27 protein-coding genes are annotated in these 26,581 nt (G+C 64.2%); 17 read left to right on the forward strand and 10 right to left on the reverse strand.

The genetic code is table 11. From position 1 onward, the window contains the following. The first annotated feature begins 64 nt into the window (after window positions 1-64). The 8 genes from RBA95_RS06415 to dxs all read left to right on the forward strand — a co-directional run bounded on the left by RBA95_RS06415 (window position 65) and on the right by dxs (window position 6,549). On the forward strand, window positions 65-418 hold the full coding sequence (locus RBA95_RS06415; RefSeq protein WP_306016017.1) for a YbjQ family protein: 354 nt from the start codon (window positions 65-67) through the stop codon (window positions 416-418). Beyond that, the gene (gene lepB / locus RBA95_RS06420) at window positions 415-1,170 is read left to right on the forward strand and encodes a signal peptidase I (RefSeq protein WP_306016018.1); all 756 of its coding nucleotides are present in this window, start codon (window positions 415-417) and stop codon (window positions 1,168-1,170) included. The genes RBA95_RS06415 and lepB overlap by 4 nt, the downstream gene beginning before the upstream one ends. An 89-nt stretch (window positions 1,171-1,259) precedes the next feature. Then, a complete protein-coding gene (locus RBA95_RS06425; protein ID WP_306016019.1) occupies window positions 1,260-2,132 on the forward strand; it encodes an NAD(P)-dependent oxidoreductase in 873 nt (290 codons plus the stop codon). 312 nt (window positions 2,133-2,444) lie between these two features. After that, a complete protein-coding gene (locus RBA95_RS06430; RefSeq protein WP_306016020.1) occupies window positions 2,445-3,032 on the forward strand; it encodes a histidine phosphatase family protein in 588 nt (195 codons plus the stop codon). Window positions 3,033-3,107: 75 nt separating this feature from the next. Further along, the gene (locus RBA95_RS06435) at window positions 3,108-3,356 is read left to right on the forward strand and encodes an exodeoxyribonuclease VII small subunit (RefSeq protein ID WP_306016021.1); all 249 of its coding nucleotides are present in this window, start codon (window positions 3,108-3,110) and stop codon (window positions 3,354-3,356) included. 5 nt (window positions 3,357-3,361) lie between these two features. Then, window positions 3,362-3,718 carry a tRNA-binding protein gene (locus RBA95_RS06440; protein ID WP_306016022.1) on the forward strand — a complete coding sequence of 119 codons (357 nt, stop codon included), beginning with the start codon at window positions 3,362-3,364 and terminating at the stop codon, window positions 3,716-3,718. Beyond that, complete coding sequence (locus RBA95_RS06445; RefSeq protein WP_306016023.1) at window positions 3,715-4,605, forward strand: polyprenyl synthetase family protein; 891 nt, start codon at window positions 3,715-3,717, stop codon at window positions 4,603-4,605. Before RBA95_RS06440 ends, RBA95_RS06445 begins: the two co-directional genes overlap by 4 nt. 36 nt (window positions 4,606-4,641) lie before the next feature. Continuing rightward, window positions 4,642-6,549 carry a 1-deoxy-D-xylulose-5-phosphate synthase gene (gene dxs, locus RBA95_RS06450; RefSeq protein WP_306016024.1) on the forward strand — a complete coding sequence of 636 codons (1,908 nt, stop codon included), beginning with the start codon at window positions 4,642-4,644 and terminating at the stop codon, window positions 6,547-6,549. Here dxs and RBA95_RS06455 read toward each other — a convergent pair. Together RBA95_RS06455 and RBA95_RS06460 are read right to left on the reverse strand one after the other, a co-directional pair. Further along, window positions 6,546-7,934, reverse strand: a complete 1,389-nt coding sequence (locus RBA95_RS06455; RefSeq protein WP_306016025.1) for a S41 family peptidase — start codon at window positions 7,932-7,934, stop codon at window positions 6,546-6,548. The two genes, dxs and RBA95_RS06455, sit on opposite strands and share 4 nt — an antisense overlap. Window positions 7,935-7,995: 61 nt before the next feature. Beyond that, on the reverse strand, window positions 7,996-8,583 hold the full coding sequence (locus RBA95_RS06460) for a TetR/AcrR family transcriptional regulator (RefSeq protein WP_306016026.1): 588 nt from the start codon (window positions 8,581-8,583) through the stop codon (window positions 7,996-7,998). 101 nt (window positions 8,584-8,684) lie between these two features. Here RBA95_RS06460 and RBA95_RS06465 point away from each other — a divergent pair, with 101 nt between their 5' ends. Next, complete coding sequence (locus RBA95_RS06465; protein ID WP_306016027.1) at window positions 8,685-9,422, forward strand: TlyA family RNA methyltransferase; 738 nt, start codon at window positions 8,685-8,687, stop codon at window positions 9,420-9,422. Here the strand turns inward: RBA95_RS06465 and RBA95_RS06470 are convergent. Both RBA95_RS06470 and RBA95_RS06475 read right to left on the reverse strand, forming a co-directional pair. Then, on the reverse strand, window positions 9,416-10,216 hold the full coding sequence (locus RBA95_RS06470) for a hypothetical protein (RefSeq protein ID WP_306016028.1): 801 nt from the start codon (window positions 10,214-10,216) through the stop codon (window positions 9,416-9,418). The two genes, RBA95_RS06465 and RBA95_RS06470, sit on opposite strands and share 7 nt — an antisense overlap. A 280-nt stretch (window positions 10,217-10,496) precedes the next feature. Next, complete coding sequence (locus RBA95_RS06475; protein WP_306016029.1) at window positions 10,497-11,612, reverse strand: hypothetical protein; 1,116 nt, start codon at window positions 11,610-11,612, stop codon at window positions 10,497-10,499. 165 nt (window positions 11,613-11,777) lie between these two features. On the opposite strand from RBA95_RS06475, the gene RBA95_RS06480 reads away from it, so the two are divergent. Further along, window positions 11,778-13,049, forward strand: coding sequence for a class I SAM-dependent RNA methyltransferase (locus RBA95_RS06480; protein ID WP_306016030.1), 1,272 nt, complete (start codon window positions 11,778-11,780; stop codon window positions 13,047-13,049). 222 nt (window positions 13,050-13,271) lie between these two features. Here the strand turns inward: RBA95_RS06480 and aroC are convergent, their stop codons facing one another. Next, window positions 13,272-14,360 carry a chorismate synthase gene (gene aroC, locus RBA95_RS06485; protein WP_306016031.1) on the reverse strand — a complete coding sequence of 363 codons (1,089 nt, stop codon included), beginning with the start codon at window positions 14,358-14,360 and terminating at the stop codon, window positions 13,272-13,274. Between the two features lie 60 nt (window positions 14,361-14,420). Beyond that, window positions 14,421-15,011 (reverse strand): J domain-containing protein, encoded by a 591-nt coding sequence (locus tag RBA95_RS06490; RefSeq protein WP_306016032.1) that lies wholly within the window; start codon window positions 15,009-15,011, stop codon window positions 14,421-14,423. 99 nt (window positions 15,012-15,110) lie between these two features. Between RBA95_RS06490 and pdxH the strand changes: the two genes are divergently transcribed. Further along, window positions 15,111-15,779 (forward strand): pyridoxamine 5'-phosphate oxidase, encoded by a 669-nt coding sequence (gene pdxH / locus RBA95_RS06495; RefSeq protein WP_306016033.1) that lies wholly within the window; start codon window positions 15,111-15,113, stop codon window positions 15,777-15,779. A gap of 61 nt (window positions 15,780-15,840) precedes the next feature. Beyond that, entirely contained in the window at window positions 15,841-16,662 is an 822-nt protein-coding gene (locus tag RBA95_RS06500; RefSeq protein WP_306016034.1) for a DUF1499 domain-containing protein, read from the forward strand. An 11-nt stretch (window positions 16,663-16,673) separates the two neighbouring features. Here the strand turns inward: RBA95_RS06500 and RBA95_RS06505 are convergent, their stop codons facing one another. Further along, entirely contained in the window at window positions 16,674-17,573 is a 900-nt protein-coding gene (locus RBA95_RS06505; protein WP_306016035.1) for an MBL fold metallo-hydrolase, read from the reverse strand. A gap of 1 nt (window position 17,574) precedes the next feature. Then, a complete protein-coding gene (locus RBA95_RS06510; protein WP_306016036.1) occupies window positions 17,575-18,504 on the reverse strand; it encodes a hypothetical protein in 930 nt (309 codons plus the stop codon). 135 nt (window positions 18,505-18,639) lie between these two features. Between RBA95_RS06510 and RBA95_RS06515 the strand changes: the two genes are divergently transcribed. The 3 genes from RBA95_RS06515 to RBA95_RS06525 all read left to right on the forward strand — a co-directional run bounded on the left by RBA95_RS06515 (window position 18,640) and on the right by RBA95_RS06525 (window position 20,812). Continuing rightward, window positions 18,640-18,846 carry a hypothetical protein gene (locus tag RBA95_RS06515; protein WP_306016037.1) on the forward strand — a complete coding sequence of 69 codons (207 nt, stop codon included), beginning with the start codon at window positions 18,640-18,642 and terminating at the stop codon, window positions 18,844-18,846. Window positions 18,847-18,974: 128 nt separating this feature from the next. Further along, window positions 18,975-19,907: an ABC transporter permease subunit gene (locus tag RBA95_RS06520; protein ID WP_306016038.1), complete on the forward strand. Its 933-nt coding sequence runs from the start codon at window positions 18,975-18,977 to the stop codon at window positions 19,905-19,907. After that, window positions 19,907-20,812, forward strand: a complete 906-nt coding sequence (locus RBA95_RS06525; protein ID WP_306016039.1) for an ABC transporter permease subunit — start codon at window positions 19,907-19,909, stop codon at window positions 20,810-20,812. The genes RBA95_RS06520 and RBA95_RS06525 overlap by 1 nt, the downstream gene beginning before the upstream one ends. A 71-nt stretch (window positions 20,813-20,883) precedes the next feature. Here RBA95_RS06525 and RBA95_RS06530 read toward each other — a convergent pair whose 3' ends face one another. Then, a complete protein-coding gene (locus tag RBA95_RS06530) occupies window positions 20,884-21,459 on the reverse strand; it encodes a hypothetical protein (protein WP_306016040.1) in 576 nt (191 codons plus the stop codon). Between the two features lie 240 nt (window positions 21,460-21,699). On the opposite strand from RBA95_RS06530, the gene RBA95_RS06535 reads away from it, so the two are divergent. Then, window positions 21,700-23,319 carry a peptide ABC transporter substrate-binding protein gene (locus RBA95_RS06535; RefSeq protein ID WP_306016041.1) on the forward strand — a complete coding sequence of 540 codons (1,620 nt, stop codon included), beginning with the start codon at window positions 21,700-21,702 and terminating at the stop codon, window positions 23,317-23,319. 23 nt (window positions 23,320-23,342) lie between these two features. Further along, window positions 23,343-24,725: a DUF3667 domain-containing protein gene (locus tag RBA95_RS06540; RefSeq protein ID WP_306016042.1), complete on the forward strand. Its 1,383-nt coding sequence runs from the start codon at window positions 23,343-23,345 to the stop codon at window positions 24,723-24,725. On the opposite strand, the gene RBA95_RS06545 is transcribed toward RBA95_RS06540, so the two are convergent. Then, a complete protein-coding gene (locus RBA95_RS06545; RefSeq protein ID WP_306016043.1) occupies window positions 24,722-26,509 on the reverse strand; it encodes a S49 family peptidase in 1,788 nt (595 codons plus the stop codon). The genes RBA95_RS06540 and RBA95_RS06545 overlap by 4 nt on opposite strands. Window positions 26,510-26,581 lie beyond the last annotated feature (72 nt).

Raw genomic sequence — 26,581 nt, forward strand, 5'->3', positions numbered from 1 at the left:
TTCTCCGTGTGATTGTGGCGCGAACAATGTGCTGGGTTAACAGGTTTGTTTAAAAGGGCTTTCCATGAGCAACACCCCTGAACATCCCGCGACGCGCGCCCCCGTCCTCGTCACCATGGCCGATGATATTCCCGGTCGTGAGGTCGAGGCGGTGATCGGGATTGCGCGCGGCAGCGTGGTTCGTGCGCGATTTTTTGGACGTGATTTTGTGGCCGGATTGCGCAATCTGGTTGGGGGCGAAGTCAGCGAGTACACCAAGCTGATGGCCGAGGCGCGCGAACAGGCGCTGGGTCGATTGGTCAGCCATGCCGAGGAAATGGGAGCGGATGCGGTTGTCACCTTCCGCTTCTCCACCGCCGCGGTCATGGAAGGCACAGCTGAAGTGCTCGCCTATGGAACGGCGGTAAAACTGAAATGAATGAACACGTGCGTCGTTTCGGCGGCAAGGCGATGGCGGAAGTGGGCGAGACGATCCGCTTCCTGGCCGGGGTTGTGGCGGTCTGGTTCGTGCTGGTCACGTTCGTCTTCGCCGCGTTTCACATCCCTTCGGAAAGCATGCAGCCCGCCATCCAGGTGGGCGATCGCGTTCTGGTGTCGAAATTCGCGTACGGGTATTCACGCCATTCCCTGCCGCTGGGGCTGGGCTATCACCTGCCTGACAGCTGGTCGGGCCGCATTCTGGGCTCCACGCCCGACCGCGGGGATGTGGTGGTGGTCCGGGACCCCGCCCAGGGCATCAATCTGATCAAGCGTGTCGTCGGCCTGCCGGGCGACCGGATCGAGATGCGCGAAGGCCGGCTCTACATCAATGACGAGCTGGTGCCGCGTGATCCCGAAGGCGTGGTGCGCTATCGCGACCGCGAAGGTGATCCGGTCGAGGCGGCGGTCTATCTCGAAACCCTGCCGGGCGGGGATGTGCACGAGATCTATGAACGGTCCGACAATGCCGGACTGGACAATGTGGGCCCGTTCAACGTGCCCGAGAACCATCTCTTCCTGATGGGCGACAATCGCGACGCCTCTTTGGACAGCCGCGCCTCACGCGGGATCGGCTATGTCCATCGCGATCTGGTGGTCGGCAAGGCCTGGACCGTGCTGTTCACCTTTGCGTCCTGCCGCCGCGAGGAAGGCATGAGCTGCCCGGGCTGGCGCGTCTGGGCGCCGATCTAGCCAACGCATCGGAAACGACCTCCCTCAGGGGTGTTCTTGCGCATATAACAGTGTTATCCTCTCGCTTCATTCAGGAGCGGGAGGAAAGCATGTCCCTGAAGGGCAAGACTCTTTTCATTACGGGCGCGAGCCGCGGCATTGGTCTGGCCATTGCCGAGCGCTGTGCGCAGGACGGCGCCAACATCGTCGTCGCCGCCAAGACCGATCAGCCCCATCCCAAGCTGGAGGGCACGATCCACACCGCCGCCGAAGCGATCGAGAAGGCGGGCGGCAAGGCGTTGCCGCTGGTCTGTGACATTCGCGATGAAGCCAGCGTGGACGCTGCGGTCGCCAAGACGGTCGAGACCTTTGGCGGCATCGATATCGTGGTGAACAACGCCTCGGCGATTTTCCCGATGCCGACGAAAGACACGCCCATCAAGCGCTGGGACCTGATGCACCAGGTGAATGCGCGCGGCACTTTCCTGGTCACCCAGAAATGCCTGCCATATCTCGAAAAGTCCGAAAACCCGCACATTCTCGCTTTGTCGCCGCCGCTCGACATGAAGGAGAAATGGTTCGCGCCTCACGTGGCATACACCTCGGCGAAATACGGCATGAGCCTGTGCATTCTGGGCTGGGCGGGCGAATTCAAGGGCCAGATCGCCGCGAACGCCATCTGGCCGCGCACGGCGGTCGCCACCGCCGCCATCGCCAATGTTCTGGCGGGCGAGGACGCGTTCAAGAACTGCCGCAAGCCCGACATTCTGGCTGAGACCGCCTATCGCGTGCTCACCAAGCCGGCGGCGGAGTTCACCGGCAATTTCCTCATTGATGACAGCTTCCTGGTCAGCGAAGGCGTAAGCGATCTCGACCAGTTCAGCGTCACGCCGGGCGAAGCGCTGCTGCCGGACTTCTTCGTACCGGACGAGCCGGCCGCGCCCGAAGGCGTCAACATCATGGATGTGCAGCTGGGCCATTAGCGGCGCAAGCGGCGCCCGGGGCGAATCAATACGCCCGGGCGCCGTCTGCCCCACGGCCTCTGACGGGCGCGCTGATGCAGCCGGGCCCGGTGTTCAGACCCTGAACAGCCTGTCCTGCCAAGCCGTGTCCGCCTCAACGCAGGCGGGCGCGTCTTCATTGCTTGTGCAGAGGGGGGAGGGCGGGTACCAAGGCCTGACGCTTGACTCACGAGGGCGGTGGCTCTCACGACGGGGGGCGTGAGACTGCAGTCGGCCTGTCCGGGCGAGGGACGGCTGTCAGCGCATGTTCAATAGGATCGCTCAAGACCGTTCATGACCAAAGCCGACAGCCAGACCGGGCCGGGCCCCATCATCATTGCGCGACATGGCGAGCCTGATGCGAACCGCCGGGCTGTCATGGGCTGGCGCGGCTATGTGGACTGGTGGGCGGCCTATGATCGCGCCGGGCTGAAGCCGGGCCAGGTGGCCCCGCCGAGCCTTGTGGAACAGGCGGCTCAGGCCGATACCCTGTTTTCCTCGACCTTGCCGCGCGCCATGGAAACCGCCCGCGCGGCGGTGGGCGATCGTCCGATCGAGCATGACAGCCTGTTTGTCGAAGCGCCGTTGCCGCCGCCGTCTCTGCCCTGGAAAATGCAGGCGCGGACCTGGGGCGTATTCGCCCGCTGCTCGTGGTGGCTGGGTTTTTCACGCGATGGCGAAAGCCGCGCCCAGGCCGAAGTGCGCGCTGCTGCAGCGGCGGAAAAGCTGGTGACCGCCGCGCAAACCGGCGGTGTGGCGCTGTTCGCCCATGGCTGGTTCAACCGCATGCTGCGCCCCGAGCTCAAGCGCCAGGGGTGGACCTGTGTGCGTGATGGCGGGGATGGATACTGGTCCTGGCGTCGCTATGAGCTGAAACGCTAGCGCACAGGCGGCTTGATCCTCTGCGATCTTTCGCGATTGTGGGGGCGTCGTGTTTCTGATCAGAAGGCTGTTGCGATGACTGACGCCCCCTCCGCCGAAATCGCCCAGATGAGCTTTGAGACCGCGCTGAAAGAGCTCGAGACCATTGTCGCTCAGCTTGAGCGCGGCGAGGTGGAGCTGGAAAAGTCCATCGCCATGTATGAGCGCGGCGCGGCCCTGAAAGCCCATTGCGAAGCGCGCCTGCGCGAAGCCCAGCTCAAGGTCGACAAGATCGTCGAGCAGGCGGACGGCTCGCTGTCGAGCGAACCGGCGGATCTGGGCTAGGTCTGATGACTGACGCATCGGTCCAGCCTGACATTGCGCCTGAAGAGTTCTTCAAGACCGACATCCGGCTTGGAACCATTGTGCGCGCCGAACCCTTTCCCGAGGCGCGCAAGCCCGCCATCAAGCTCTGGGTCGATTTTGGCCCCGAGATCGGTGAGAAGAAAAGCTCCGCCCAGATCACTGTGCATTACGACCCTGAAAGCCTTGTGGGCCGCCGGGTCCTGGCGGTGGTGAACTTTCCGCCGCGCCAGATCGGTCCGGTGCGGTCCGAAGTGCTGGTGCTGGGCGTGACCGACACGGACGGCGCCATCTTGCTGTTGAACGCGGATGGCGATGCGCCGAACGGGGCGCGGGTGTCATGAGCGCCTTTTTGGACCATCTCACCGAAACCGCGGATCGGGTCACGGTGGCGCTCGACGCGCTGCTGGCTAGGCCGGACGGACCGGAAGCGCGGGTCATCTCCGCCATGCGTTATGCAGCGCTGGGTCCGGGCAAGCGCTTGCGGCCCTTTTTGCTGATCGAGGCGGGCTTTCTGGTGGGCGCGGATGAACGCGCCCTGTTGCGCGCCGCCTGTGCGGTGGAGTGCGTGCACGCCTATTCGCTGATCCATGACGATCTGCCGTGCATGGATGATGATGATCTGCGACGCGGACGCCCGACCGTGCACAAGGAGTATGACGAGGCGACCGCCGTGCTGGCCGGGGATGCGTTGCAAAGCCAGGCGTTCGAGCTGCTCTCTGATCCTGAAACCCATCACAATTCCGCCGTGCGTGCGGACCTGGTGTTGCGCCTGGCCAAAGCGGCCGGACCGCGCGGCATGGTCGGCGGGCAGATGATCGACATGGCGGTCGAGGCGGGCGAGGAAAGCGATATCGGGATCATCACCCGCTGCCAGCGCATGAAGACAGGCGCCCTGATCAGCTTCTGCGCCGAGGCGGGCGGGGTGATCGCCAATGCCGATCGCGCACAGCGGATTGCGCTTGAAGGCTTCGCGCATGACCTGGGTCTGTGTTACCAGATCGTGGATGACCTTCTGGACGCGGAAGGTGATGAGAGCCTGACGGGCAAGCGCACCGGTAAGGACGCCGGTCAAGGAAAAGCCAATTTCGTCTCGATACTCGGGGTGAAGGACGCCCGTGACCGGGCCGCAAGGCTGGCCGATCAGGCGAAAGCCCATCTTGACGTGTTCGGCCGCGATGCCGACATGCTGCGTCAACTGATGGATTTTGTTTTGGCCCGGCAGTCCTGACGCCTAGATTAGAACAAGACAACAAGGACACGGCGCATGCCCGATACCCCGCATCTTGATCAGATCGCCTCTCCGCAGGATCTGAAAAACCGCGATCTGCCCTTCCTCAAGGCGGTGGCGGATGAGTTGCGGGCCGAAACCATCGACGCCGTGTCGGTAACCGGCGGGCATCTGGGCGCGGGTCTGGGCGTGGTCGAGATGACCGTCGCCCTGCACCATGTCTTTGATACGCCGAGCGACATCCTGGTCTGGGATGTGGGGCACCAGTGCTATCCGCACAAAATCCTGACCGGGCGCCGCGACCGCATCCGCACCCTGCGCCAGGGTGGCGGGCTGTCCGGCTTCACCAAGCGCTCGGAAAGCGAATACGACCCGTTCGGAGCCGCGCACGCCTCGACCTCCATTTCTGCGGGGCTGGGCTTTGCCGTGGGGCGCGACCTCAAGCATGAGGAAGGCCGCAAGGTGGTCGCGGTGATCGGCGACGGCTCCATGTCCGCGGGCATGGCCTATGAGGCCATGAACAATGCCGGCGACATGAAGAAGGACCTCATTGTCATCCTCAATGACAATGACATGTCCATCGCCCCGCCCGTGGGCGCCATGAGCCATTATTTCGCCCGCCAGGTCAGCTCCAAGAGCTACACCCATCTACGCAAGATGGGCAAAGGCGTCGCCAAAGCGCTGGGCGTTGAGGAGCATGCGCGCCGGGCCGAGGAATATCTGCGCGGCATGGCCATGGGCGGGACGCTCTTTGAGGAAATGGGCTTTCGCTATGTGGGCCCGATCGACGGCCATGACATGGACCAGCTGGTCGCCGTCTTGCGCAATGTGCGCGATGCCGGCGAGGGGCCGATCCTGATCCACGCCGTCACCCAGAAGGGCAAGGGCTATGCGCCCGCCGAAGCGGCTGACGACAAGTATCACGGCGTCGCCAAGTTCAATGTGGTCACCGGCGAACAGCAGAAGAAAAAGGCGGTTGCGCCCAGCTATACCGGCGTGTTCGCGAATGCGCTGATCCAGCTGGCTGAAACCGACGAGAAGATCTGCGCCGTCACCGCCGCCATGCCGGGCGGGACGGGCGTGGACAAGTTCGCCGCCGCCTATCCCGATCGCGCTTTTGATGTGGGGATCGCCGAGCAGCATGCGGTGACCTTCGCCGCCGGCCTCGCCGCGGAAGGCATGAAGCCCTACGCCGCGATCTATTCCACCTTCCTGCAGCGCGGCTATGACCAGGTGGTCCACGATGTGGCCATCCAGTCCCTGCCGGTGCGCTTCGCCATTGACCGGGCAGGCCTTGTGGGCGCGGACGGCGCCACTCACGCCGGCGCCTTTGATGTGGGCTATATGGGCGCCCTGCCGGGCATGGTGGTGATGGCCGCCGCCGACGAGGCGGAGCTGGCGCGCATGGTCGCCACCGCCAACGAAATCGACGACCGGCCGAGCGCCTTCCGCTATCCGCGCGGCGAGGGGCTGGGCGTTGAAATCCCCAAAGAGCTGATCCCGCTCGAGATCGGCAAGGGCCGCATCGTGCGCGAGGGCGCGGGCGTCGCCATCCTGTCCTTTGGCGCGCGTCTCGGGGAAGTGCTGAAAAGCGCGGACGAGCTGGCGGCCTATGGCCTGAACCCGACCGTGGCGGACGCCCGCTTCGCCAAGCCGCTTGATCATGACCTGATCCGAGATCTCGTGCGTGAGCACGAGGTGCTGATCACCATTGAAGAGGGCGCCGTGGGCGGCTTTGGCGCCTTTGTGCTGCACTTCCTGGCCGAAGACGGCGCGCTCGATGCGGGCGTGAAGATCCGCACCATGACCCTTCCGGATATCTTCCAGGATCAGGACAGCCCGTTCGGCATGTATGAAACCGCGGGCCTGAACGCCAAGCACATCACCGCGAAGGTGCTGGATGCGCTGGGCCGTCAGGCGGACGCCGCGGCGGCTCTGGCCTAACCCGCTTCGATCAGCCCGACCACGCGCTCGATGGCGGCCCTGTGGCCTGCGACGGGCGCGTCTTCGGGATAGATGTCGAACGCCAGGACCGGCGGGATGCCTCGGCCTTCATAGACATGACCTTCGCTGTCCTCGAACACTTCGTTGGACAGCTCCAGATACCAGCCATTGGGCAGGGGTTTGGCGAGCGGGGTGCTGAACGCGCCGCGCGTCGTGCCGCCCACCTGAATGACATGGGGCCGGGTGCGCATCATCAGGGTGGTGATCTCGCCGCCTGACACCGTCACATCGCTGGTCATCAGATAGACCGGGCCGGTATACCGCACGCCGTCATGGGGCGTGATGGGGTAATCTTCATCCGCTTCCGGGACGCCGGGCACGCTGACGCGATAGCCCAGAAAGGCCTCATCGGTGAAGCGCGCAGCAATGGCGCGGGTAACGGCGTCATATCCGCCGCGATTATTCGACAGGTCCACAATCACCGCCTGATGGTCGGCGAAGCGGGTGAGGGCGTCGTCGAGCATGTCCGCTAGCGCGGCCAGCTCCGCCTGTGACCAGGCAATGCTTCCGGGCGTGTGCTCATTGGTGAACCCGCCCATGGTGAAGATCTGGATGTATCCGATCAGCTGACCGCTTTCGGGCGTGATCTCACCCACGATCACCCGATCCGCGATCAGTTCCGCCCCGGGGTCGAGCACCTCGTTGAACAGCTGGTCTACAAGGCTGTTGAGCCAGGCGCCTTCGCCCATGCCGCTCCGGATCATGGGCAGGGTGGTTCCAAGGCCCGCCTGGGCGCGGCGTGGTTCGCCATTCACAAGCCCGACCATTTTGGTGTGGGAGTCTCCCAGCGGCTCCAGAAGGCCTGCCAAGACGTCCCAAAGCGCTGCCTCGCCCATGCCGTCATGCACATGGGGGCGAGCCTGGGCGACAAGGGCGTCCCAGTTCACGCCGCGCGCGTCAAAGAAGCTGTAATGCTGGGCCATGACAGCGGTGAAGACATCAAAGACGGCGGTTTCAGAGCTGAGGTCTTCGGCGCCGCACTGAACCGGCAAGCTATCCAACCGCGCGAAATAGGCTGACGCGTCACCGGGCAGATAGTTCAAGCGGATGCCGTCGCCCTCCGAGGCGGGCCGGAACAGCCGGTATTCCACCTGGCCCATCATCGGCGTGCTCTCATCGGGCGCCGGGCTGGCGTAACAGCCCTCTGGCGTGTCCTGCCAACGCGTCACGCCGCTCTCGTCGATTTGCAGGATCCAGCCCTTTTCCCGGCTGTACCACACCCCTTCCGCACGCGGATCGAGCGCCCCGTCTTCTGCAAAGATGGGCTGGGCGCTGGGTGCGCTGTTCAGAACGGCAAGCAGGACGGCGAGAAACAGGGAGAGCATGGCAACCTCAAAAAGTGACCGTGGTCATCTTTTGGGCGCGTGCTCGCTAGATGTCAAGCGGTCAGGGGGCGGCCAGAGACAATAGGGTCCGGATGCGATCGTGCAGCGCTGCGTGAAGATCAAAGCTCTCCCCGGTGCTGAGCCATTGACGGATCACGCCGGTGACGGTGGAAATATAAAGCGCCGCAAAGGCTTCGTCCTGAATGTCAGAGCGGATTTCCTGGCGCTTCCGGGCGGCTCGCACCAGCGCGGTCGCCTGGGCCTGCACGCGCAGATCGGTTTCACGCTCGGAACGTTGAATATCTTCTGATTGCGGGGCGTAGGCATGTTTGGCCCGCCAGAGCACCGGTTCAGCCCCAGCCAGAAGGACAGCGTTTTCCGCCATGTTCAGAAAGCACGCTTCCAATGAGGCGTCGGCGCTCAGGCTGGATTTTAGATCTGCGTCCTGCATGGCCGCGTCGTACCAGTCGGCCAGAATGTGGGCCTTGGTGGGGAAATGATTGAAGAAGGTGCCCTTGGCGACGCCCGCCGCCTTGCAGATCTGAGCGATGGACGCCTCTTCATAGCCCGCGTCGCGAAACTGGGTGAGGGCGGCGTCATACAGCGCCTGGCGCACCTGAGCCTTCTTGGCGTCACGTAATCCGATCATGACTTGGATATGCCAGAAAAAATGACTGCGGTCACTCAATCATGGATTTGGTTTTTCAGTCGGGGATGGATACAAGCAGCGCCCTGAAGGCGAGGATCGCAATGCGCGCAGACAAATACCTTGTAGAGAACGGCTATTTCGACACCCGCGCCAAGGCGCAGGCCGCGATTGCGGCGGGCAAGGTCGTGGTCAATGGCGTTGCGCTGACCAAACCCTCCCAGTCCATTGCCGAAGGGGCGGAGATCCATGCCGAGCCCGCTCACCCCTATGTCAGTCGCGCGGCCTTGAAGCTGGTTGAGGGGCTGGATGTGTTCGGTGTCGATCCTTCGGGCCGGACCTGTCTTGATATCGGGGCGAGCACGGGCGGGTTCACGCAGGTCCTGCTCGAGCGCGGCGCTGCCCAGGTGATCGCTGTGGATGTAGGGCGGGACCAGCTGGCGCCGGTCCTGAAATCCGATCCGCGGGTCACAAGCCTTGAGGGCACGGATGCGCGGACATTGACGCGGGCGGATCTGGGCGGGGTCGCGCCGGACCTTCTCGTCTGCGACGCCAGCTTCATCAGTCTGGAGAAGGTTCTCGCCCGTCCGCTCGAATTGTTGGCCGAGGGCGGCGAGATGATCGTCCTGTTCAAGCCCCAGTTCGAGGTGGGGCCGAACCATGTGGGCAAGGGCGGTCTTGTGAAGGATGAGAACGCGGTGGAACGCGCCAAGGAAAACGCCCGCGCGTTTTTCGCGCGGGCGTCAATTCCGGTCAAAGGGGAAACCGGCAGCCCTATTCGCGGGGGGGATGGGAACCGCGAATACCTCTTCTACGGGCGACAATCCGGATCGGATCAGTAGGTGTTCGCCGGGCGCCAGACCCCGTCCGCGCCCTGGCACATCCAGGTCACCGAGCCATTGCCGGACTGCATGTTGCGGCAGGCATTGGCGCGCGGCGCGCTGGCGCGGGCGGTGTTCGAGCCGGCGGTATAGCTGCGGCTCTCATACCCGGTCTGCGATTGCGGCTGGTACGGCTGATTCTGATAGGGCTGGGCCGGCTCGTCATAGCCATAGCTTTCCCCGCCCAGAAGTTCTCCCTGGTTTGAGGACGGATAGTCATAGCCTTGCTGGCCATAGCCGTCGTCATAACCGGAGTTGGAATAGCCATAGCCCGTGTCGTAGCCGTTATTGGAATAGCCGTAGCCGTTCTGGCGCAGATGCTCGCAGCCATTGGAGCGGCCCGCGACGGCGGCGCCGGCCAGGGCGCCGATGCCGGCGCCGGCCAGAACCGCGCCATCATTGCCGTCTTCTTCATACCGGCCGCGACGGTGGCGGTCATAGCGGTCGCCCCGGCGATAGCCGCGGCCATAATAGTCGCGATGACGATCCCGGCCGCGATAATGACGCTCGCGATCGCGGTCCTGACGGTCATCATGCACTTCGGCGCCGACCACAGCGCCCAGCACGCCGCCGATCACGGCACCGGCCACCTGGCGGTTGCGCTGGGCGGCCATGCAGGATTCATAGGTCGGGACGGACTGGACCTGCTGGGCCGTATACTGGCGTGAGCTCTGGGCCTGTGCGCCTGGAGCGGCCAGGGGCAGAAGCAAAGCAGCGCCCGTCAGGGCGGAAATGGCGATACGCGAACGGATCATGGTCGGACCCTCCAGCTCTGGCGCGGTCTCGCGCCGGTGTCTTGATGCAAGCAAACCCTAAGCCATCCGCCATGAGCCGAACATGAACAGTTCTGGGCCATAGCGTGCCCGTTCGTCTTTGCGGACAAAAACGGGCCCGCCACAAAGCCGTGGCGGGCCCGCTCCTGTCCCCGGCGCCTGTCCCCACAGGCGCCGGAAGGTTCCGATCCGGATAGAGCGTCCGTTCGGAACTGCGGCCTGAAGCGAGAGAGGGCCTCAGGCCACGCAAACACTAGCGGGCTTACTGGCGGCGCGCCACTTCCCAGCGGCCATAGCCATCCTGGCACATGCGCACGCGATCATAGGTGATCCGGCCATCGGGCAGGAAGATCTCGGCATCGCCCCAGCGGCACTGGCGCGGACCCCAGCGGTGCCAGTCCCCGGCGCGCACCACGCCGCGCACGCCTGAATAGGGGTTCGCCCAGTAATAAGGCTGGTCGGTGACGAAGGCGGTCTGCAGGCCATACCGGTACTGGCCGCGATCGCAATCATTGAGCGATGCGCCCAGCCCTGCGCCGACGAGGCCGCCCGCCAGCAGGGCGCCGCCATCTCCGTCGCCCGCGACGCCGCCGAGCAGCGCGCCGATCAGGGCGCCGGCGACCACGGCATTGCCATCAGAGCGACAGAACTGGTCGGTGTAATAGAACTGGCGGCTGTCATAGCGGCGGTGGCGATCATGATAGCGCCAGTTGCGGCCGTAGGAGGGGCGGCGGTCCACATGGTAATGAACGACCCGGCGCGGCGGCGTGTAATGGCGGTAATGGCCACGGCGATTGTCATGGCCCCAGCGGCGTTGGTCCCGGCGATAATCGCGCCGCGCGTCACGGCGCGCCTCCCGACGGTACTCCCGGCGGGCCTCGCGTCGTTGCTCCTGACGATATTCGCGCCGCGCCTCCCGGCGTACATCGCGGCGGTATTCGCGCCGGGCTTCCCGACGCGCTTCGCGGCGTTGCTCCTGGCGATACTCGCGGCGGGCCTCTCTGCGCTGATCGCGACGATGCTCGCGCCGGGCTTCGCGACGATCCTCGCGGCGATCGTCACGACGGGCCTCGCGCCGCTCCTCGCGGCGTTCTTCCCGTCGTGCCTCCCGGCGCCCCTCGCGCCGGTTCTCGCGTCGGTCACCGCGGGCTTCGCGACGATCGTCTCCGCGTGCGCCGCGGCCTTCGCGACGTCCTTCACGACGATCTTCTCGCGCTTCTCGACGCTGTTCGCGCCGGGCTTCGCGGCGTTCCTGACGCTCTTGTTGGACGGTTTCGACCACAGCCTCCGCCGCATAGGCGGACGGCGCGAACACAAGGCCCGGCGTCACGATGGCGGTCGACAGCAGGCATGAGGCGGCGAGGGTTTGAAGGCGCATAAGACTGGCCCTTTCCTGTGCTGCGCGGGGCTTGGCCCGTAACGTAAACAAAGCCTAAAGACCCGAAGCTGAGCCGAACATGAACACGATTGTCAGAAAAGTGGCCACGGGCCGGCTTGCGCTGGGCGCTTGACCGGATCGCCTGCGCCCGGCATCAGCATGCTCATGAACAGACGTCGCAAAGCCGCCCCCAAACCCGTCCACGTGGAAACCCTGATCGCCGACAGCCTTGGCGCGCGGGGAGACGCCGTGATGCCGGGCCCCGTCTTCACTCCCGGCCTGCTGCCCGGCGAGGGCGCGAAGGTCGAGGTGCAGGGCCAGCGCGGGCGCGTGCTGGAACGCGTCAGCAACAGCCCGGATCGCGTCGAACCGTTCTGCCCGGTCGCCGATCGCTGCGGCGGTTGCTCGCTGCAGCATTTCGAAGAGAGCGCCTACAAACTCTGGAAGCGCCATCTCGTTGTGGATGCGCTGGAGAAGGCGGGCGTAAACGCCGAAGTGCGCATGCTGGTGGACGCCCATGGCGAGGGCCGGCGTCGCATGACCCTTCATGCCCAGCGTTTTGGCGCCAAGCTCGTGGTGGGCTTCGCCGAGCGCGCGGGCGACAAGATCGTCGACATTGCCGATTGCCCGGTTTCAACGCCGGGCCTGCGCGCTTCCGTGCCGGGCCTGCGCGAGCTGGCTGAAGTCGCAACGCCCAAGAAGGGCCGGATCGATATTCACGTGCTCGATTGCCAGCCGGGGCTCGACGTCTCCGTGCAAGGCGTCAAGGAGGTCAGCCTGGCCCTGCGCGAAGCGGGGGCGGAGCTGGCGGGCCAGTATAACTGGACCCGCGTCACCATTGGCGGCGACCCTTTGATCGAGTTCGAGGCCCCGGTGGTCAAGTTCGGCGACACCAAGGTCACCCCGGCGCCGGGCGGCTTCCTGCAGGCGACTGCGGAGGGTGAAGCGGTTCTGGCGGGCTTTGTGGATGAGGCGGTGAAAAGCCTTGAGGGCAAGGGCCCGTTCAAGGCGGCGGACCTGTTTGCGGGGGCGGGCGCGTTTGCGCTGCGCCTGGCGCGGACCATGCCCGTCCTGGCGGTGGAAGGGGAAAGCGGCCTGCTGCACGCCCTTCAACGCGCGGCCCAGCGCACGCCGGGGCTCAAGCCCGTGGATGCGCGGGTGCGCGATCTGGCGCTGGAACCGATCACGCCCAAGGAGCTGGAAGGCACGTCGCTGGTGGTCATCGACCCGCCGCGCGCCGGCGCCAAGGCCCAGGCTGAACGCCTGTCCGACAGCATGGTCCCGGTGATTGTCTCGATCTCATGCAACCCCGCCACGTTCGCGCGCGACGCCGCGATCCTGATCGAAGGCGGCTACAAGATGGGCCCCGTCACCCCCGTCGATCAGTTCAAATGGACCGGCCATGTGGAGTCCGTCGCGGTGTTTCGCCGGGGGTAGGGCTCATTCTGGGTCCCCGGGTCAGCCCGAGGACCGAGATCATAGAGCGAAGACCTCTGGCCTTCAGACTTGATCCGGAGGCCCATTCGGACTTTGCCATAAAACATGCAGTCATCCCGGCCTTGAGCCGGGATCTACTGCAGGCGTCTCTGTAATCAGAACAGAGCGTGTCCGGTAGATCCCGGATCGCTACGCGTCCGGGATGACGAATGAGATTGAACTTTACCGATACGCCGCGGCGCGCAGCTTGTGATCGGCGAGCACGAGGGCGGCCATGGCTTCGGCGACGGGGACGCCGCGAATGCCCACGCAGGGATCGTGGCGACCCTTGGTGACGACTTCGGTTTCCTGAAGATCCTTCGTCAGAGTCTGGCGTGGAATGCGGATCGAGGAGGTGGGCTTGATCGCCACGCGCACCACCAGGTCCTGACCGGTGGAAATGCCGCCCAGCACCCCGCCATTATGGTTGGACAGGAATTCGAGCTGGCCATCGGCGCCAAGGCGCATCTGGTCGGCGGCGTCTTCACCGTGCATGGCAGCGGACTCCAGCCCCGCGCCGATCTCGACGGCCTTGGCCGCATTGATCGACATCATCGCGCTGGCCATGTCCGCATCGAGCTTGCCATAGACCGGCGCGCCCCAGCCTGCGGGCACGTTCGAACACACCACTTCGATGAGCGCCCCGACCGAGCTGCCCTCCTTGCGGACCTGATCCATATCGGATTCCCAGAGCCTTGCCGTTTCAGCGTCCGGGCAGAAGAAAGCGTTCTGGCGCACCTGGTCCCAGTCCCAGCGGGACCGGTCGATCCGACGCTCGCCGATCTGGACGAGGGCGGCGCGGATCTGGATGTCTTCGCCCAGCACCTTGCGCGCCACGGCGCCGGCGGCCACACGGGCGGCGGTTTCACGCGCCGAGGAGCGCCCGCCGCCGCGATAATCGCGCACGCCATACTTGGCGTCATAGGTGTAATCGGCGTGGCCGGGCCGCCATTTGTCGCGAATGTCGGAATAGTCTTTCGAGCGCTGATCGGTGTTCTCGATCATCAGCGAGATCGGCGCGCCCGTGGTGACCTGGCCGGGCGTGCGGTCATCCTCGAACACGCCGGACAGGATCTTCACCTGGTCGGGTTCGCGCCGCTGGGTGACATGGCGCGACGTGCCCGGTTTGCGAAGATCGAGCCAGGGCTGGATGTCGTTCTCGGTCAGCGTGATTCCCGCCGGGCAGCCGTCAATGACGCAGCCGAGCGCGGGGCCGTGGCTTTCGCCCCAGGTGGTGAAGCGGAACAGATGACCGAAGGAATTGTGGGACATGGAAGGACGCCGGGCAGAATTATGATGTGCGCCGCACTTTAGAGAGGCTTTGCGCAGGCGTCACGCCGCGTTGCTGCCCCCGCGAACCCATTTGGCAAACCGGGCCGCCGGAGAGGCTTTGACGAAGCGGTCGCAGAAAGCCTTGAGGAGATTGGTGTGCGCGTCGGCGTCTTCCTCGGCTTCGTTGGCCTTCGTGTCCTCGAACTTCTTCTTCATTTCGGCCAGACGCTTGAGTTCGGCCTCGCCCTGCTGGTTGAGGTCCGCGTTGACCATCACGTCCTGCACCTTGATGTGCACGCGCCAGAGCGGGTCGCCGATGGGCACGACGACCGTGCCGTTCTTGACCGCCACGGGGATGCGGATCATCGCTTCGCGGTCATGGATCTTGATGGTGCGGATGCCGCCTTTGCGCGCTTCTTCCGGCGTAATCGTGATGTCATGGCGGCGCGGCGCGAAGCGACGCAGCACTTCATAGGCCTTGAGCATGCGCTGGAGCTTGGCGACCGTCTTGGGATCATTGTCCTGGGATGTATCGGGGTGAACATCCTTGATGAGCTCGCGAAAGCGGTCACGGACGACGGAGAAATCCTCGTCGCCTTCAAGGCCGAACACCTTGTACGCTTTGACTATCGCTTCGTGCGGCTCACTCATGCTGCACATATTAAACGGCTTTTATTGTCGAATCGTTGATCTTCCCAGGGATGCGACTACTTCAGGGTCATCTTCTCTTCGGCCATCAGGAGCCGTGACATGACCGACAAGCCCGTCATCCCGCCCAGTCCCAGCCAGGCCGATTACGAAAAGACCGAGGCGAACCCGCCTGAGGACATCTTCGCCCGCGAGGATCCGTTCGCCCTGTTCGAGCACTGGCTGGAAGACGCCAAAAAGAAAGAGCCCAATGATCCGAACGCGGTTGCGCTCGCGACCGCCGATGCGGACGGCGCGCCGGATGTGCGCATGGTGCTCTTGAAGGGCTTTGATGAAAGCGGCTTTGTTTTCTACACCAACACCGACAGCGTGAAGGGCGAGCAGCTCGCCGCCAATCCCAATGCGGCCATGTGCTTTCACTGGAAAAGCCTGCGTCGTCAAATCCGTATTCGCGGCCCGATTTCACAGGTCAGCGATGAAGAGGCGGACGCCTATTTTAACTCCCGCGCCCGTGACAGCCGGATCGGCGCCTGGGCGTCCAAACAGTCCCATGAGCTAGAAAGCCGGTTCGCGCTGGAAAAGCGCGTGGCCCAGTATGCCGCCAAGTTCAATATCGGCGAGATCCCCCGGCCGGAAAACTGGACCGGATACCGGCTCGATCCGCGACGGATCGAATTCTGGCGCGACCGGGCGTTCCGCCTGCATGATCGGATGGTGTTCGAACGGACACAATCGCGTGAAACCTGGTCGGTCAGCCGGCTCTATCCTTAAAACCGAGACGATTTGGGCCTAGAGTATCCAAATACCTTTCTATGGCAGTCGGGGCTTTGTCATGATTTCGATTTTTCGCGCCATTCGGCATCTCGTGGTCGGCCTGACTGCGGCCATCGCCATTGTGACGCCGCTCTGGTTCGCTGCAGCGGCGCTCGGAACGCGGTTCGAGCTGTGGGGTTATCAGACCGGACTGGGCGTCATGACCTTCCAGTGGGGGCCGCGCTTCCTGTTCGCCGCGGTCGGCGCCGGCGTCATCAGCCTGGTGCTGCTGATCGTCTACCGGTTCGTGTTCGGCAAGGCCAATGCGCCGGGCGTCGGCGGCTGGATAGCGGCTGTGCTGGCCATCGCCGTGGGGGCTGGCGGGCTGGCCTATGCCGCCTCGGTGCGTGAATACGCTTCGACCATCCCGCCCATTCACGACATCAGCACCGATACCGAAAACCCGCCGCAGTTCTCTAACGCGCTCATTGATCGCCGCGGCGCGGAGGCCAATTCGGTGAACTATGCCGAGAAAATCGATCCGCGCTCCGAACGCCCGCTGCCTGAAGTGCAGGCCGAGGCCTATCCGGAAATCCAGCCGATGACGTTCAATGTGGCGCCCGATCTGGTGTATGAGGCGGCGTTGAACACGGCGCGGGACATGGGCTGGAAAGTCGGTACGGATTCCCCTGAAGCGGGCCTGTTCGAAGCCACCGACACCACGTTCTGGTTCGGCTTCAAGGATGATGTCGTGGTGCGGGTGACGGCGCTGGATGATGGCGGGACCCGTGTGGACGCTCGCTCGGTCAGCCGGGTCGGCGTTTCCGATCTGGGCGCCAACGCCGCGCGTCTTGAAGCGTTCGAGGCCAATCTGCGCAGCTCTCTGGGCGAGGGCGCCTAGCCGCCCGCGCCTCAGGCGAGGGTGTAACGGGTATCAAGCCCCGGCGCGCCCTCGCACACCGCCTTGCCCTGTTCCACCAGATGGATCATGTGCGCAAGCACCGAGTGCGCGGCGGCCGGATGCAGGCGCTTGTCCACATCGGCATACATCACCGCCACCATCGCCTTGATGGTGTTCTGACCGTCCGCGAGCTGTTTGAGCACCTGGGCCTCACGGTTTTCCCGGTGCGCGATATAGGCGTCGAGGAAGGGGGTCGTGTCGGTGATCTGCGGGCCATGGGTGGGCCAGATCGTATCAAATTCCATGGCCCGGATGCGTCGCAGCTGGGCCATGTAATCGCCCATGGAGCCATCGGGCGGGCTGACGACCGAGGTGGACCAGCCCATGATGTGGTCGCCGGAGAACAGGGCGTTCTCCTCTTTCAGCGCATAACACAGATGGTTTGAGGTGTGCCCGGGCGTGTGGAGCGCGGTCAGCGTCCAGTCCGGACCGGTGAACACATCGCCATCCTCGATCTGGACGTCCGGGCGGAAGCCCAGATCATCGCCTGCTTCCATGCGCACTTCGCCGCCTTCCGGTTCGGTGACTTTCGGCATGCGGCCATAGACCTTGCAACCATGCTTTTTCGCCAGCGTGTGGGCGAGCGGCGAGTGGTCGAGATGGTGGTGGGTGACGAAGACATGGCTGACGCGCTGGCCCTCCAGCGCGGCGTCGAGCGCCGCTTCGTGTTCAGGCAGGGCGGGGCCGGGGTCGAGCACGGCGACCTCGCCCTTGCCGATGATGAACACGCCCGTACCGGTGAAGGTGAAATTGCCCGGATTGGGAGCGATCAGCCGGCGGATGCGCGGGCTCATCTGGTCACAGCGCCCATATTCGAAATCAAACTCTCGGACGAAAGGGATGGCGCTCATTTCAGGTCTCCACTGAGCTCAGTCGGGCGTCCACATGGGCGCGCAGGGCGTGCGCCAGCGTACGTGTGGCCTTGAGTTTGTCCGCCATCGGCAGGGCGATGGGCGGGCCCATATCGGTCTTGTTCACATCGACGATCCACAGATCGCCGGTGTTTCGGTCTCGCAATACGTCAATACCGCCCCAATCGAGCTTCATGGCCTGACAGAAACGGTGGATCAGATCGCGCTCCAGCGCCGTGAAGACAGCGTCCGGATGCAGCAGATGCACCTCGGTATTGTGATTGGCGAAGCGGTCCTTGAGCGGGCGGCGCTTGAGGAAGACCACCGGAATCTCGCCGCCCACCGTGGGGCATCGCAGATCCTCGACGCAACCATCCTCGGCCAGATTGTTGATCAGGCGCTGGTAAACGAGGTCCGGCGCCGGCGCGGTCGGCCCCGTCACCACATGCCCGTCATGGGCGCCATTGGTTTCGGACTTGGCCGCCATCGGGCCGGTCCAGCTTTGCGGGTCGACGGCCAGGGCGCGTCCGCTGACCTGCTCGAAAATCCGGGCCACCTGCGATTTCGAAGTGTCCAGGCAGTCCGCGTTCAGATGGGGCAGATGCGCGTGGCGGGCCGTATCGACGCAGGTCAGATCCTCGAAGCTGAACACCAGGTCGGCGGTGTCGGGCGTGCTGGCGATTTGCAGTCCGGCCATCTGGACGACCGGCCAGACCAGATACCAGGGGCGGGGCGTGTCCGGGGTGAACCAGATGCGCGCGCCATCGCGCTTGATGCGTCGGCGTTCCAGTTCGATGCGGGCGTGGTATCCCAGCCAGGACGCGCATTCAGCGAGAAGGCCGCCATCCAGCGGAATGCGGGCGCCGGTCTTTCTGACCTGCACCACATGTCCGTCCAGCTGGAAATCGCGCCACCACGCGGTCGTCGCCATATCTGCGCCCCTCTTGATTACGGTCACACGATACCGCGCCGCCTGCATGGCGCAATTCACGCCTCATCACACCGGCGCGCTTTTTGCGTCACGCTTTCGTGTGTACCGCGCGCCCGTGCAAAGAGGACCGTCGCCATGATCCGCCTGAACGCCGCCAGCGTTTTTGTCAGCCGCCGCATGCGCCTTCTGGTGATGGCGGCGGTGGTGATCGGGTGTCTCAAACTGGGACTGGCTCCGGCGCGGATGGCGCCGGATCAGTCACCGCCGGTTCATGCAGAAACTGTCATCGTGCGTGAATCAAACGCTGAACGCGCTCAAGGTCCGGACAAACCGGGTTTGTGAATTGATCTTGGTTCAAGTATGAACATATTGAAAAATCTATTCAAATAGTGCTCACTGCGGGTCGTCCTTGATCCGACGGAGTCTAGCCCCCACAAAGCGGTCTTCATCCAGATGTCAAAAAGCGCCCCATGATCGGTTACATCGTCCGCCGTATTCTCGTTGCGATCCCAACCCTGTTGGTGATCATCACGCTGGCGTTCTTCATGATGCGCTTTGCGCCAGGGGGGCCGTTCGACCTGGAACGTCCCATGCCTGAACAGACCCGTCAGAACCTTCTGGCGAGCTATGGCATGGACCAGCCCGTGGCCAAGCAATATGTGGATTATCTGGTTGACCTGGCCCAGTTCGATCTCGGCCCGTCCCTGAAATTCCGCGACAAGACGGTCGCCCAGATCATTTCCGAAGGCTTCCCCGTCTCCGCGACGGTGGGCCTGTTGTCGATGGCGCTCGCCGTACTTGTAGGGACCGCGCTCGGCTCGTTAGCCGCCCTCCGACAAAATACATCGGTGGATTACGGGGTGGTCGGGTTCGCCACAGTGGGGATTGTTATCCCGCCCTTTGTGGTGGGGCCGATCCTGGCCCTTGTGGTCGGTATCTATCTCGGCTGGCTGCCATCAGGCGGGCTGGACCCAAGGCATGGCATGACGCTGGAGCGCCTGATCCTGCCCGTGGTCACGCTGGCCCTGCCGCAAATCGCCATCATCTCGCGCCTCATGCGGGCGAGCATGATCGAGGTGATCCGCTCCAACTTCATCCGCACCGCGCGCGCAAAGGGCTTGAGCCCGTTCGCCGTGATCACCCGTCACGCGCTGCGCGCCGCCATCCTGCCGCTGGTGAGCTATCTGGGCCCGGCGACGGCTGCGCTGCTGACCGGTTCCATCGTCATCGAGCAGGTCTTCTCCCTGCCTGGCGTCGGGCGGCAGTTCGTGTTCGCGGCGCTGCAACGCGACTATACGGTGGTGATGGGGGTTGTGATCCTCTACGCCAGCCTGATCATCCTTCTCAATCTGATTGCGGACCTGCTGTATGCGGTGCTCAATCCCAAAGTGAAGTTCGACTGATGGTTCTGACCTCCACGCCGCAAGACAAAGCCGAGCTGATGGAACAGAGCGCCGTCAAAGGCCGCTCGCTCTGGGATGACGCCCGGACCCGCCTGTTGCGCAACAAGGCCGCTGTCGCCAGCCTCATTCTGCTCGGCGTGCTGGTGCTATTGGCGCTGATCGGTCCGTTGCTGTGGGTGCACGACAGCACCTTCATCTATCGCGACAAGGTGCAGATCGCGCCGACCCTGACCGATCTTCACATCTTCGGCACGGATGCACAGGGGCGAGATCTGTTCGCCCGCGTGCTTGTGGGCTTGCGCATGTCCTTGATGGTGGGCGTGGTGGCGACCTTCGTCTCGCTGATCATCGGGGTGACCTGGGGGGCGACCGCCGGCTTTGTTGGCGGGCGGATCGACCAGCTCATGATGCGCGTGGTCGACATCCTGTATTCGCTGCCCTTCATCTTCTTCGTGATCATTCTGATGGTGGTGTTCGGTCGGAACATCATCCTGATCTTCGTCGCCATCGGCGCCGTGGAATGGCTGACCATGGCGCGGATCGTGCGCGGTCAGACCATCTCGCTCAAGAGCATGGAATTCGTCGAGGCCGCCCATGCGGCCGGCGTCTCGCAAAGTGCGATCATCCGCCGCCACATCGTGCCAAACGTGCTGGGTCCGGTGGTGGTCTATGTGACGCTGACCATCCCGGTCGTGATCCTCGCGGAAAGCTTTTTGAGCTTCCTGGGGCTGGGCGTTCAGGAGCCGCTGACCTCGCTTGGCAATCTGATCGCCAATGGCGCGCGGGACATGGAGATCGCGCCGTGGACGCTGATCTTCCCGGCGCTGACCATGATGTTGACCCTGTTCTGCTTCAACTTCATCGGCGATGGCTTGCGCGACGCCATCGACCCCAAGGACCGCTAGGCGTCGGGGCACGCCAGACATGACAAAGGCGGCGCTGGTCCAGCGCCGCCTTTTTTGTGTGCGATCACAGGCTAGCGGATGCGCTCGGCGCGGAAGCGACGGCTGGGGGAGCTGCTCAGACGCATGAAATGAGAGCCCAGGGCGCCGTTCTCGATCTCCACGGTCAGGCCGTCTCGAATGGCGCGCCGGGAAACGCCCGGCAGCGGTGTGGAATCGGTCTGCGCCCACACTTGCCCGTTGACGAGGGTGACGCGCAGCTTGTTGCGGACCCGGTCCACCGATTGCACAGCCAGGCCTGACAGGCTCTCGATCTGGCCGGTTTCGTCATATGTGGCGACCGATCCGTCCGAAAAGGTTTCGGTCTCCGCCGCCGCCCGCGCTTCGGCCGAGTCGCTGCGACGCAGGAAGCTGCCCAGCCGTCCCACGCTGCTCAGGTTCAGGCCGAAGCTCTCGCGCTCCACTTCCCGCAAGGCCTGACGCTCGACAACCACCACACGACCGGACTCGGTGGCCTGGGCCAGCGCCGCCAGATGCTCGTCCTGACAGGCCAGGCGCGCGCCTTCGTCAGAGAGCGCACGACAAGCCAGCAACCGGTTGAGGGTGTCGGAATCGGTTGCGGCGTCTTGCGCCAGAGCCGGAAAACTCATGCCCATCAGGACACATACGGCCGCCAAAGATCTCAGTTGCATACGTCAGGTCCGATTTTCACTTGAATTCTCACCCATTTCCCTAGGAAATTAATGGGGCGTCAACCACCGGGACTCCATCACCCAGGGAATTGACTGGGCAAGGCAGCTAGGTTGAGCATCCTCGTCATGCGATGATGCTATGAAACGCCGTCAATTGCACGCAGAAGCGAATACAGATCACTGGGGAGCCTGATCATAATGACCATCACTCGAAAGCTGAGCCTTCTTCTCGCGGCTGGCGCTTCCGCGCTCGCCCTCACCGCATGCGGGGGAGGCGGCGATTCTGCCGACAGTGATCTGGTCGTGATGCACCGGGGCAATGGCGCTGAGCCGCTGACGCTGGATCCGCACAAGGCGTCGGGCACCTGGGAAAACAACATCATTGGCGACATGTTCATCGGCCTGTTCACCGAGAACGCGGAAGCTGAACCGATCCCGGGCATGGCGACCGACTGGAGCGTCACCGATGATGGTTTGAGCTGGACTTTCACCCTGCGCGAAGCGGTGTGGAGTGATGGCGAGCCGGTCACCGCATCCGATTTCGAATACGCCTTCCGTCGCATTCTCGACCCGGCGACCCTGGCGAACTACGCCTCGCTTCTGTATCCGATCCGCAATGCGCGCGCCGTCAATATGGGCGAAATGTCCCCCGAAGAGCTGGGCGTGACCGCCGTTGACGAGCGCACCTTGCGCATCGATCTGGAATTTCCGGCGCCGTATCTGCCGGGCCTTCTGACCCACTACACCACCTTCCCCGTGCCCCAGCACGTGGTGGAGCAGTATGGCGACGCTTGGGTCCAGCCGCAGAACATTGTCACCAACGGCGCCTACAAGCTGGTGAACTGGCGTGCGAACGACTTCGTCTATGTCGAGCGCAACCCGCTGTTCTGGGACAATGAGAATGTCTGCGTGGACGAGGTGTTCTACTACCCGACCGTGGACAATCCCGCCGCCGAGCGCCGCGTGCGCAATGGCGAGCTGGATCTCAACGTGGATTTCGCGGGTCAGAACCTCGACTTCCTGCGTCGCGAGATCCCGGACTATGTGCGTGTGCACCCCTATCTCGGCATCGTGTACTTCGCCTTCAACACCACCGAAGGTCCGTTCGACGATCCGCGGGTGCGTAACGCGCTGTCCATGGCGGTCGATCGCGAGTTTATCGCCACCGATATCCTGCGCGCCGGTCAGATCCCGGCCTATTCCTTCGTGCCGCCGGGCGTGAACGAGTATCCCAGCGATGCGCGCGTGTCCTGGGAAGACGTGCCGGTTGAAGAACGCCGCGAAATGGCGCGCGAACTGCTGATGGAAGCGGGGTATGGGCCGGACAATCCGCTGGAGTTCGAATATTCCCACCGCACCACGGGCGACAATCCGCGGATTGCGCCGGTGGTTCAGCAGGACTGGTCGCTGATCGCGGACTGGGTCCAGCCCGAGATTGTCGGCATCGAGACCCAGATCCACTACGCCAATTTGCGTGCAGGGGACTTCTCGCTGGGCGATGGCGGCTGGATCGGCGATTACAATGACGCCTACAACTTCCTGTTCCTGGGCGAGAGCGATTCCGTGCCCATGAACTATTCGCGTTGGTCCAATCCCGAATATGACGCGCTGGTCGAACAGGCCAACCGGACGCTGGATGCCGAGCAACGCGGTGACCTGTTGTCGGACGCCGAGCAGATCCTGCTGGACGACAGCCCGTACATGCCGCTCGTCTATTATGTGAACAAGGCGCTGGTGAACCCGAATGTGACCGGTTGGGAAGACAATCTGACCCACATTCACCGGACGCGTTACCTGTGCAAGGCTGACGCAGGCTAGACCTGTATGGGTTGGGGCGGGGTGTGAGCGACAATTTCGATCCGTCGGCGCAAGTCGCCACTGACCATGCTGTTGCATTAGGCGTTGCGGCGGGCCGAGGATCGGCCCCCCGTCGCGCTTCCCGCCCCGCCGTATTGCGGGCGGACACGCCTGAAGGGGTCTGCGCCAATTGCGAGACCCAGCTCGAAGGCCCGGTCTGCCATATGTGCGGGCAGGTGGATGACGAGTATCACCGCCCGGTCCGCGGTCTTTTCAGCGAAATCATTGAAGGCTTGCTGGCCCTGGACGGCCGCGTGGCGCGCACCATACCCGCGCTGCTGCTGTTTCCGGGCCGGGTGACGCGATCCTTCCTGAAGGGCAAGCGGATGCGGTACATGCCGCCCTTCCGCCTGTACATCATCGCTTCGCTGATCTTCTTCCTGCTCGTACCGCTCAATTCCGGCCTGGACCAGGCCACCAGCGACATGCGCGAAGGCTGGAACAATGCCGATGGCCGGGTCGAGGCGGCGCGCGGCATCGAACAGGCCCGCAATCGCATTCAGGAACAGCAAGAGGCGGGGCAGATCAGCGAAGAGGATGCGCGCATTGCGTTGAACACTTTCAACATGCTTGGCCTGCCCGATGTTGATGAGGGCGCGTCCGAAGGGGCGGAGATCACCTTCCTGTCGCCCTACGGTCCCAAGGTCCCGGGAGGCGACCAGGCGCCTGAAGCGCCCGAGAAGGTCGCGGAGTCGGACTTCGTGCCGCCTGATCCAGACCCGACAACGCTGAGCGTTGAAGACAAGCTGGCCCAGACCGAGGCGCCGCCGCCGGATGCAGGCGTTGTCGTCAGTGGCGCGGTGGATGCGGCCAACGCTGGAGACGCGGATGAGCATCCGCTCGATCTGAGCGTGGATGGCGAACAAATCGAACGCTTCTTCGCGCCTGAGGATTTCGGGGAGCCTGCGCCTGATACCATGTGGCCGCTACAGCTGCGTCGCTATCTGGGCCAACGTTTCGCCCATGTGGCGGATGATCCGGGGGACTGGCTGGAATCAGCCGCGGACTGGGTGCCGCGGGTCATGTTCGTGATGGTGCCGGTCTACGCCCTCTTGCTGGGGCTGGTCTATGTCTGGCGCCGCGGTTTCTTCCTGTACGATCACATGATCGTCTCGCTGCATTTCCATGCGGCCCTGTTCCTCGCCATGGCGATCATGAGCCAGGCGGCGCTCCTGATTGGCGGCGGCTGGGCGATCTTCGCCATGGTGGTCTATTCGAACGTCTATCTCTACAAGCTGCACCGCGTGGTCTATGAGCGCGGACGCTTCCAGTCGGCGGTGCGGACATTCACCCTGACCAACCTGTACGGGTTCGTGCTGCTGCTGGGCCTGTTCGCCGTCTTCCTGCTGGGCGCGGTTCTGGGCTAGCGCGGGCTGTCCGCCGGCGCCATCAGCGTCGCCTCCTGGGCCTGCAGCCGTGATTGGGCGCGGAGCAGGGCCTGAGCTTCGGGCGTCTGCATCAGCTGATTGAACGCAGCGGCGCCTTGCGCGCCTTCCAGACTGACGCCGAAGAGCGCCTGCAAGGCCTCCACGCCGTCCGGACGCGCCGGAAAGCGCCGCAAGCGAATGGTCTGATTGTCGCTGAGCCCGGCCAGTTCACGGGCGCTGGCGAGCGCGGTTTCGAATCCGCCCACCGAGTCGATCAGCCCCAAATCCAGCGCCTGCTGGCCGGTCCACACCCGCCCGCGGGCCAGGGTCTGGATACGCGCCAGCGGCAAGTCTCGGCCCTGTGCAACCTTGCGGGTGAAGTCTGAATAGACATCCTCGGCCAGGGCGCGGAAATCCGCCGCCTGGGTCTCGCTCCAGGGCTGGGACGGGGACTGCGCCATCGCGTATTCGCCGCCCACATGGAGCGGGTCGAGATTGAGCCCCAGACGCCCAAGGGCCTCCTGGGCGACCAGCTTGCCGCCGAACATGCCGATTGATCCGGTTATCGAGGTGGCGTTCGCCACGATACGGTCGGCCGGTGCGGCGATGTAATATCCGCCCGACGCCGCGCGCGCGCCCATTGAAGCGATGACGGGCGTGCCCGCCTGCCGGGCCCGCATGACCGCATCCCAGATCTGGTCAGATGCAATGGCGGATCCGCCGGGCGAATCAATGCGCAGGATGATGGCCGCCACAGCGCGGTCACGGGCGGCGGCGTCCAGTGCGTCCGCGATCGTGTCTCCGCCGATCCCGGTTGCGCCAAACCCGGTCTGGGACGCGCCCGTCACGATCTCGCCTTGCGCTTCGATCAGGGCGATCACCGGGGCCTGGGCGCTGACTGGAGGCGTCATCTGGCGATGATAGCTCGCGATCTCGATCAGGCGGGCATTGGGCCCGGCGCGGTCCAGCGCGGTCTGTCGGGCCTCGGCCACATGGCCCAACCGATCCACCAGCCCCAGATCCAGCGCCTGTTCAGCGGAATAGGGGCCGGCTTCGATTCGCGCCCGCAAGGCGTCAGTCTCCATGTCGCGCGCGCGGGCGATAATGGACAGGGCGCTGTCATGCACCGAGTTGAGCCAGCTCAACGTGGCTTCACGGTGAGCCTCGGTATAGCTCGATTGTGTCAGCGTATCGGCGGCGTTCTTGTATTCATGCAACTGGATCATCTGCGGTTCGATGCCGAACTGCTCGAACATGCCGCCCAGAAACAGGGTTTCCACGCCCAGGCCGACTGCGGTGAAGCTGGCCGTGTCCTGCAACCAGATCTCGTCAGCCGCGCCGACCGCCAGGTAAGGCAGGATGGAGCCGGCCTCGAACCCCTGGGCGTGGACGATGACCGGCTTGCCCGCTTCCGAAACGGCCGCCAGCAAGGCGTTGATTTCCTCCGCCTGGGCGGCGGGCAGGCTTTGCGTGTTGGCGCGAACGAAGACGGCGGCGACGCGCGTGTCCGTGCGCGCGTTGTACAAGGCGCGTGACAACTCGATGACCGACAGCGGTTCCGCGAAGGCGAACGGGGAGGCCGAAGGCTGATCCAGGCGCGGGGTGCGCAGGTCAAGCTCCAGCACCATCTCTCCTCGCAAGGCGGGCGCCGCGCGATCTCCGGCCTCCTGGATCGCAGAGCCGATCAGTCCGCCGATCAGGAACACCACAAAGACCGTGCAGATGAGCGCGCCGGTGATGACGCCTGCAATGGACCCGAAGAATGTCAGCCAGAATTGTTTCATGCCCGTCGCGCAACAGCATGCGCGCCCCCTCAAACCTTGCCGGAACCTTAACGGCGGCTGGGGGCGGGGTCG

It is taken from the genome of Oceanicaulis sp. MMSF_3324, assembly GCF_030733545.1.
Taxonomy (GTDB): domain Bacteria; phylum Pseudomonadota; class Alphaproteobacteria; order Caulobacterales; family Maricaulaceae; genus Oceanicaulis.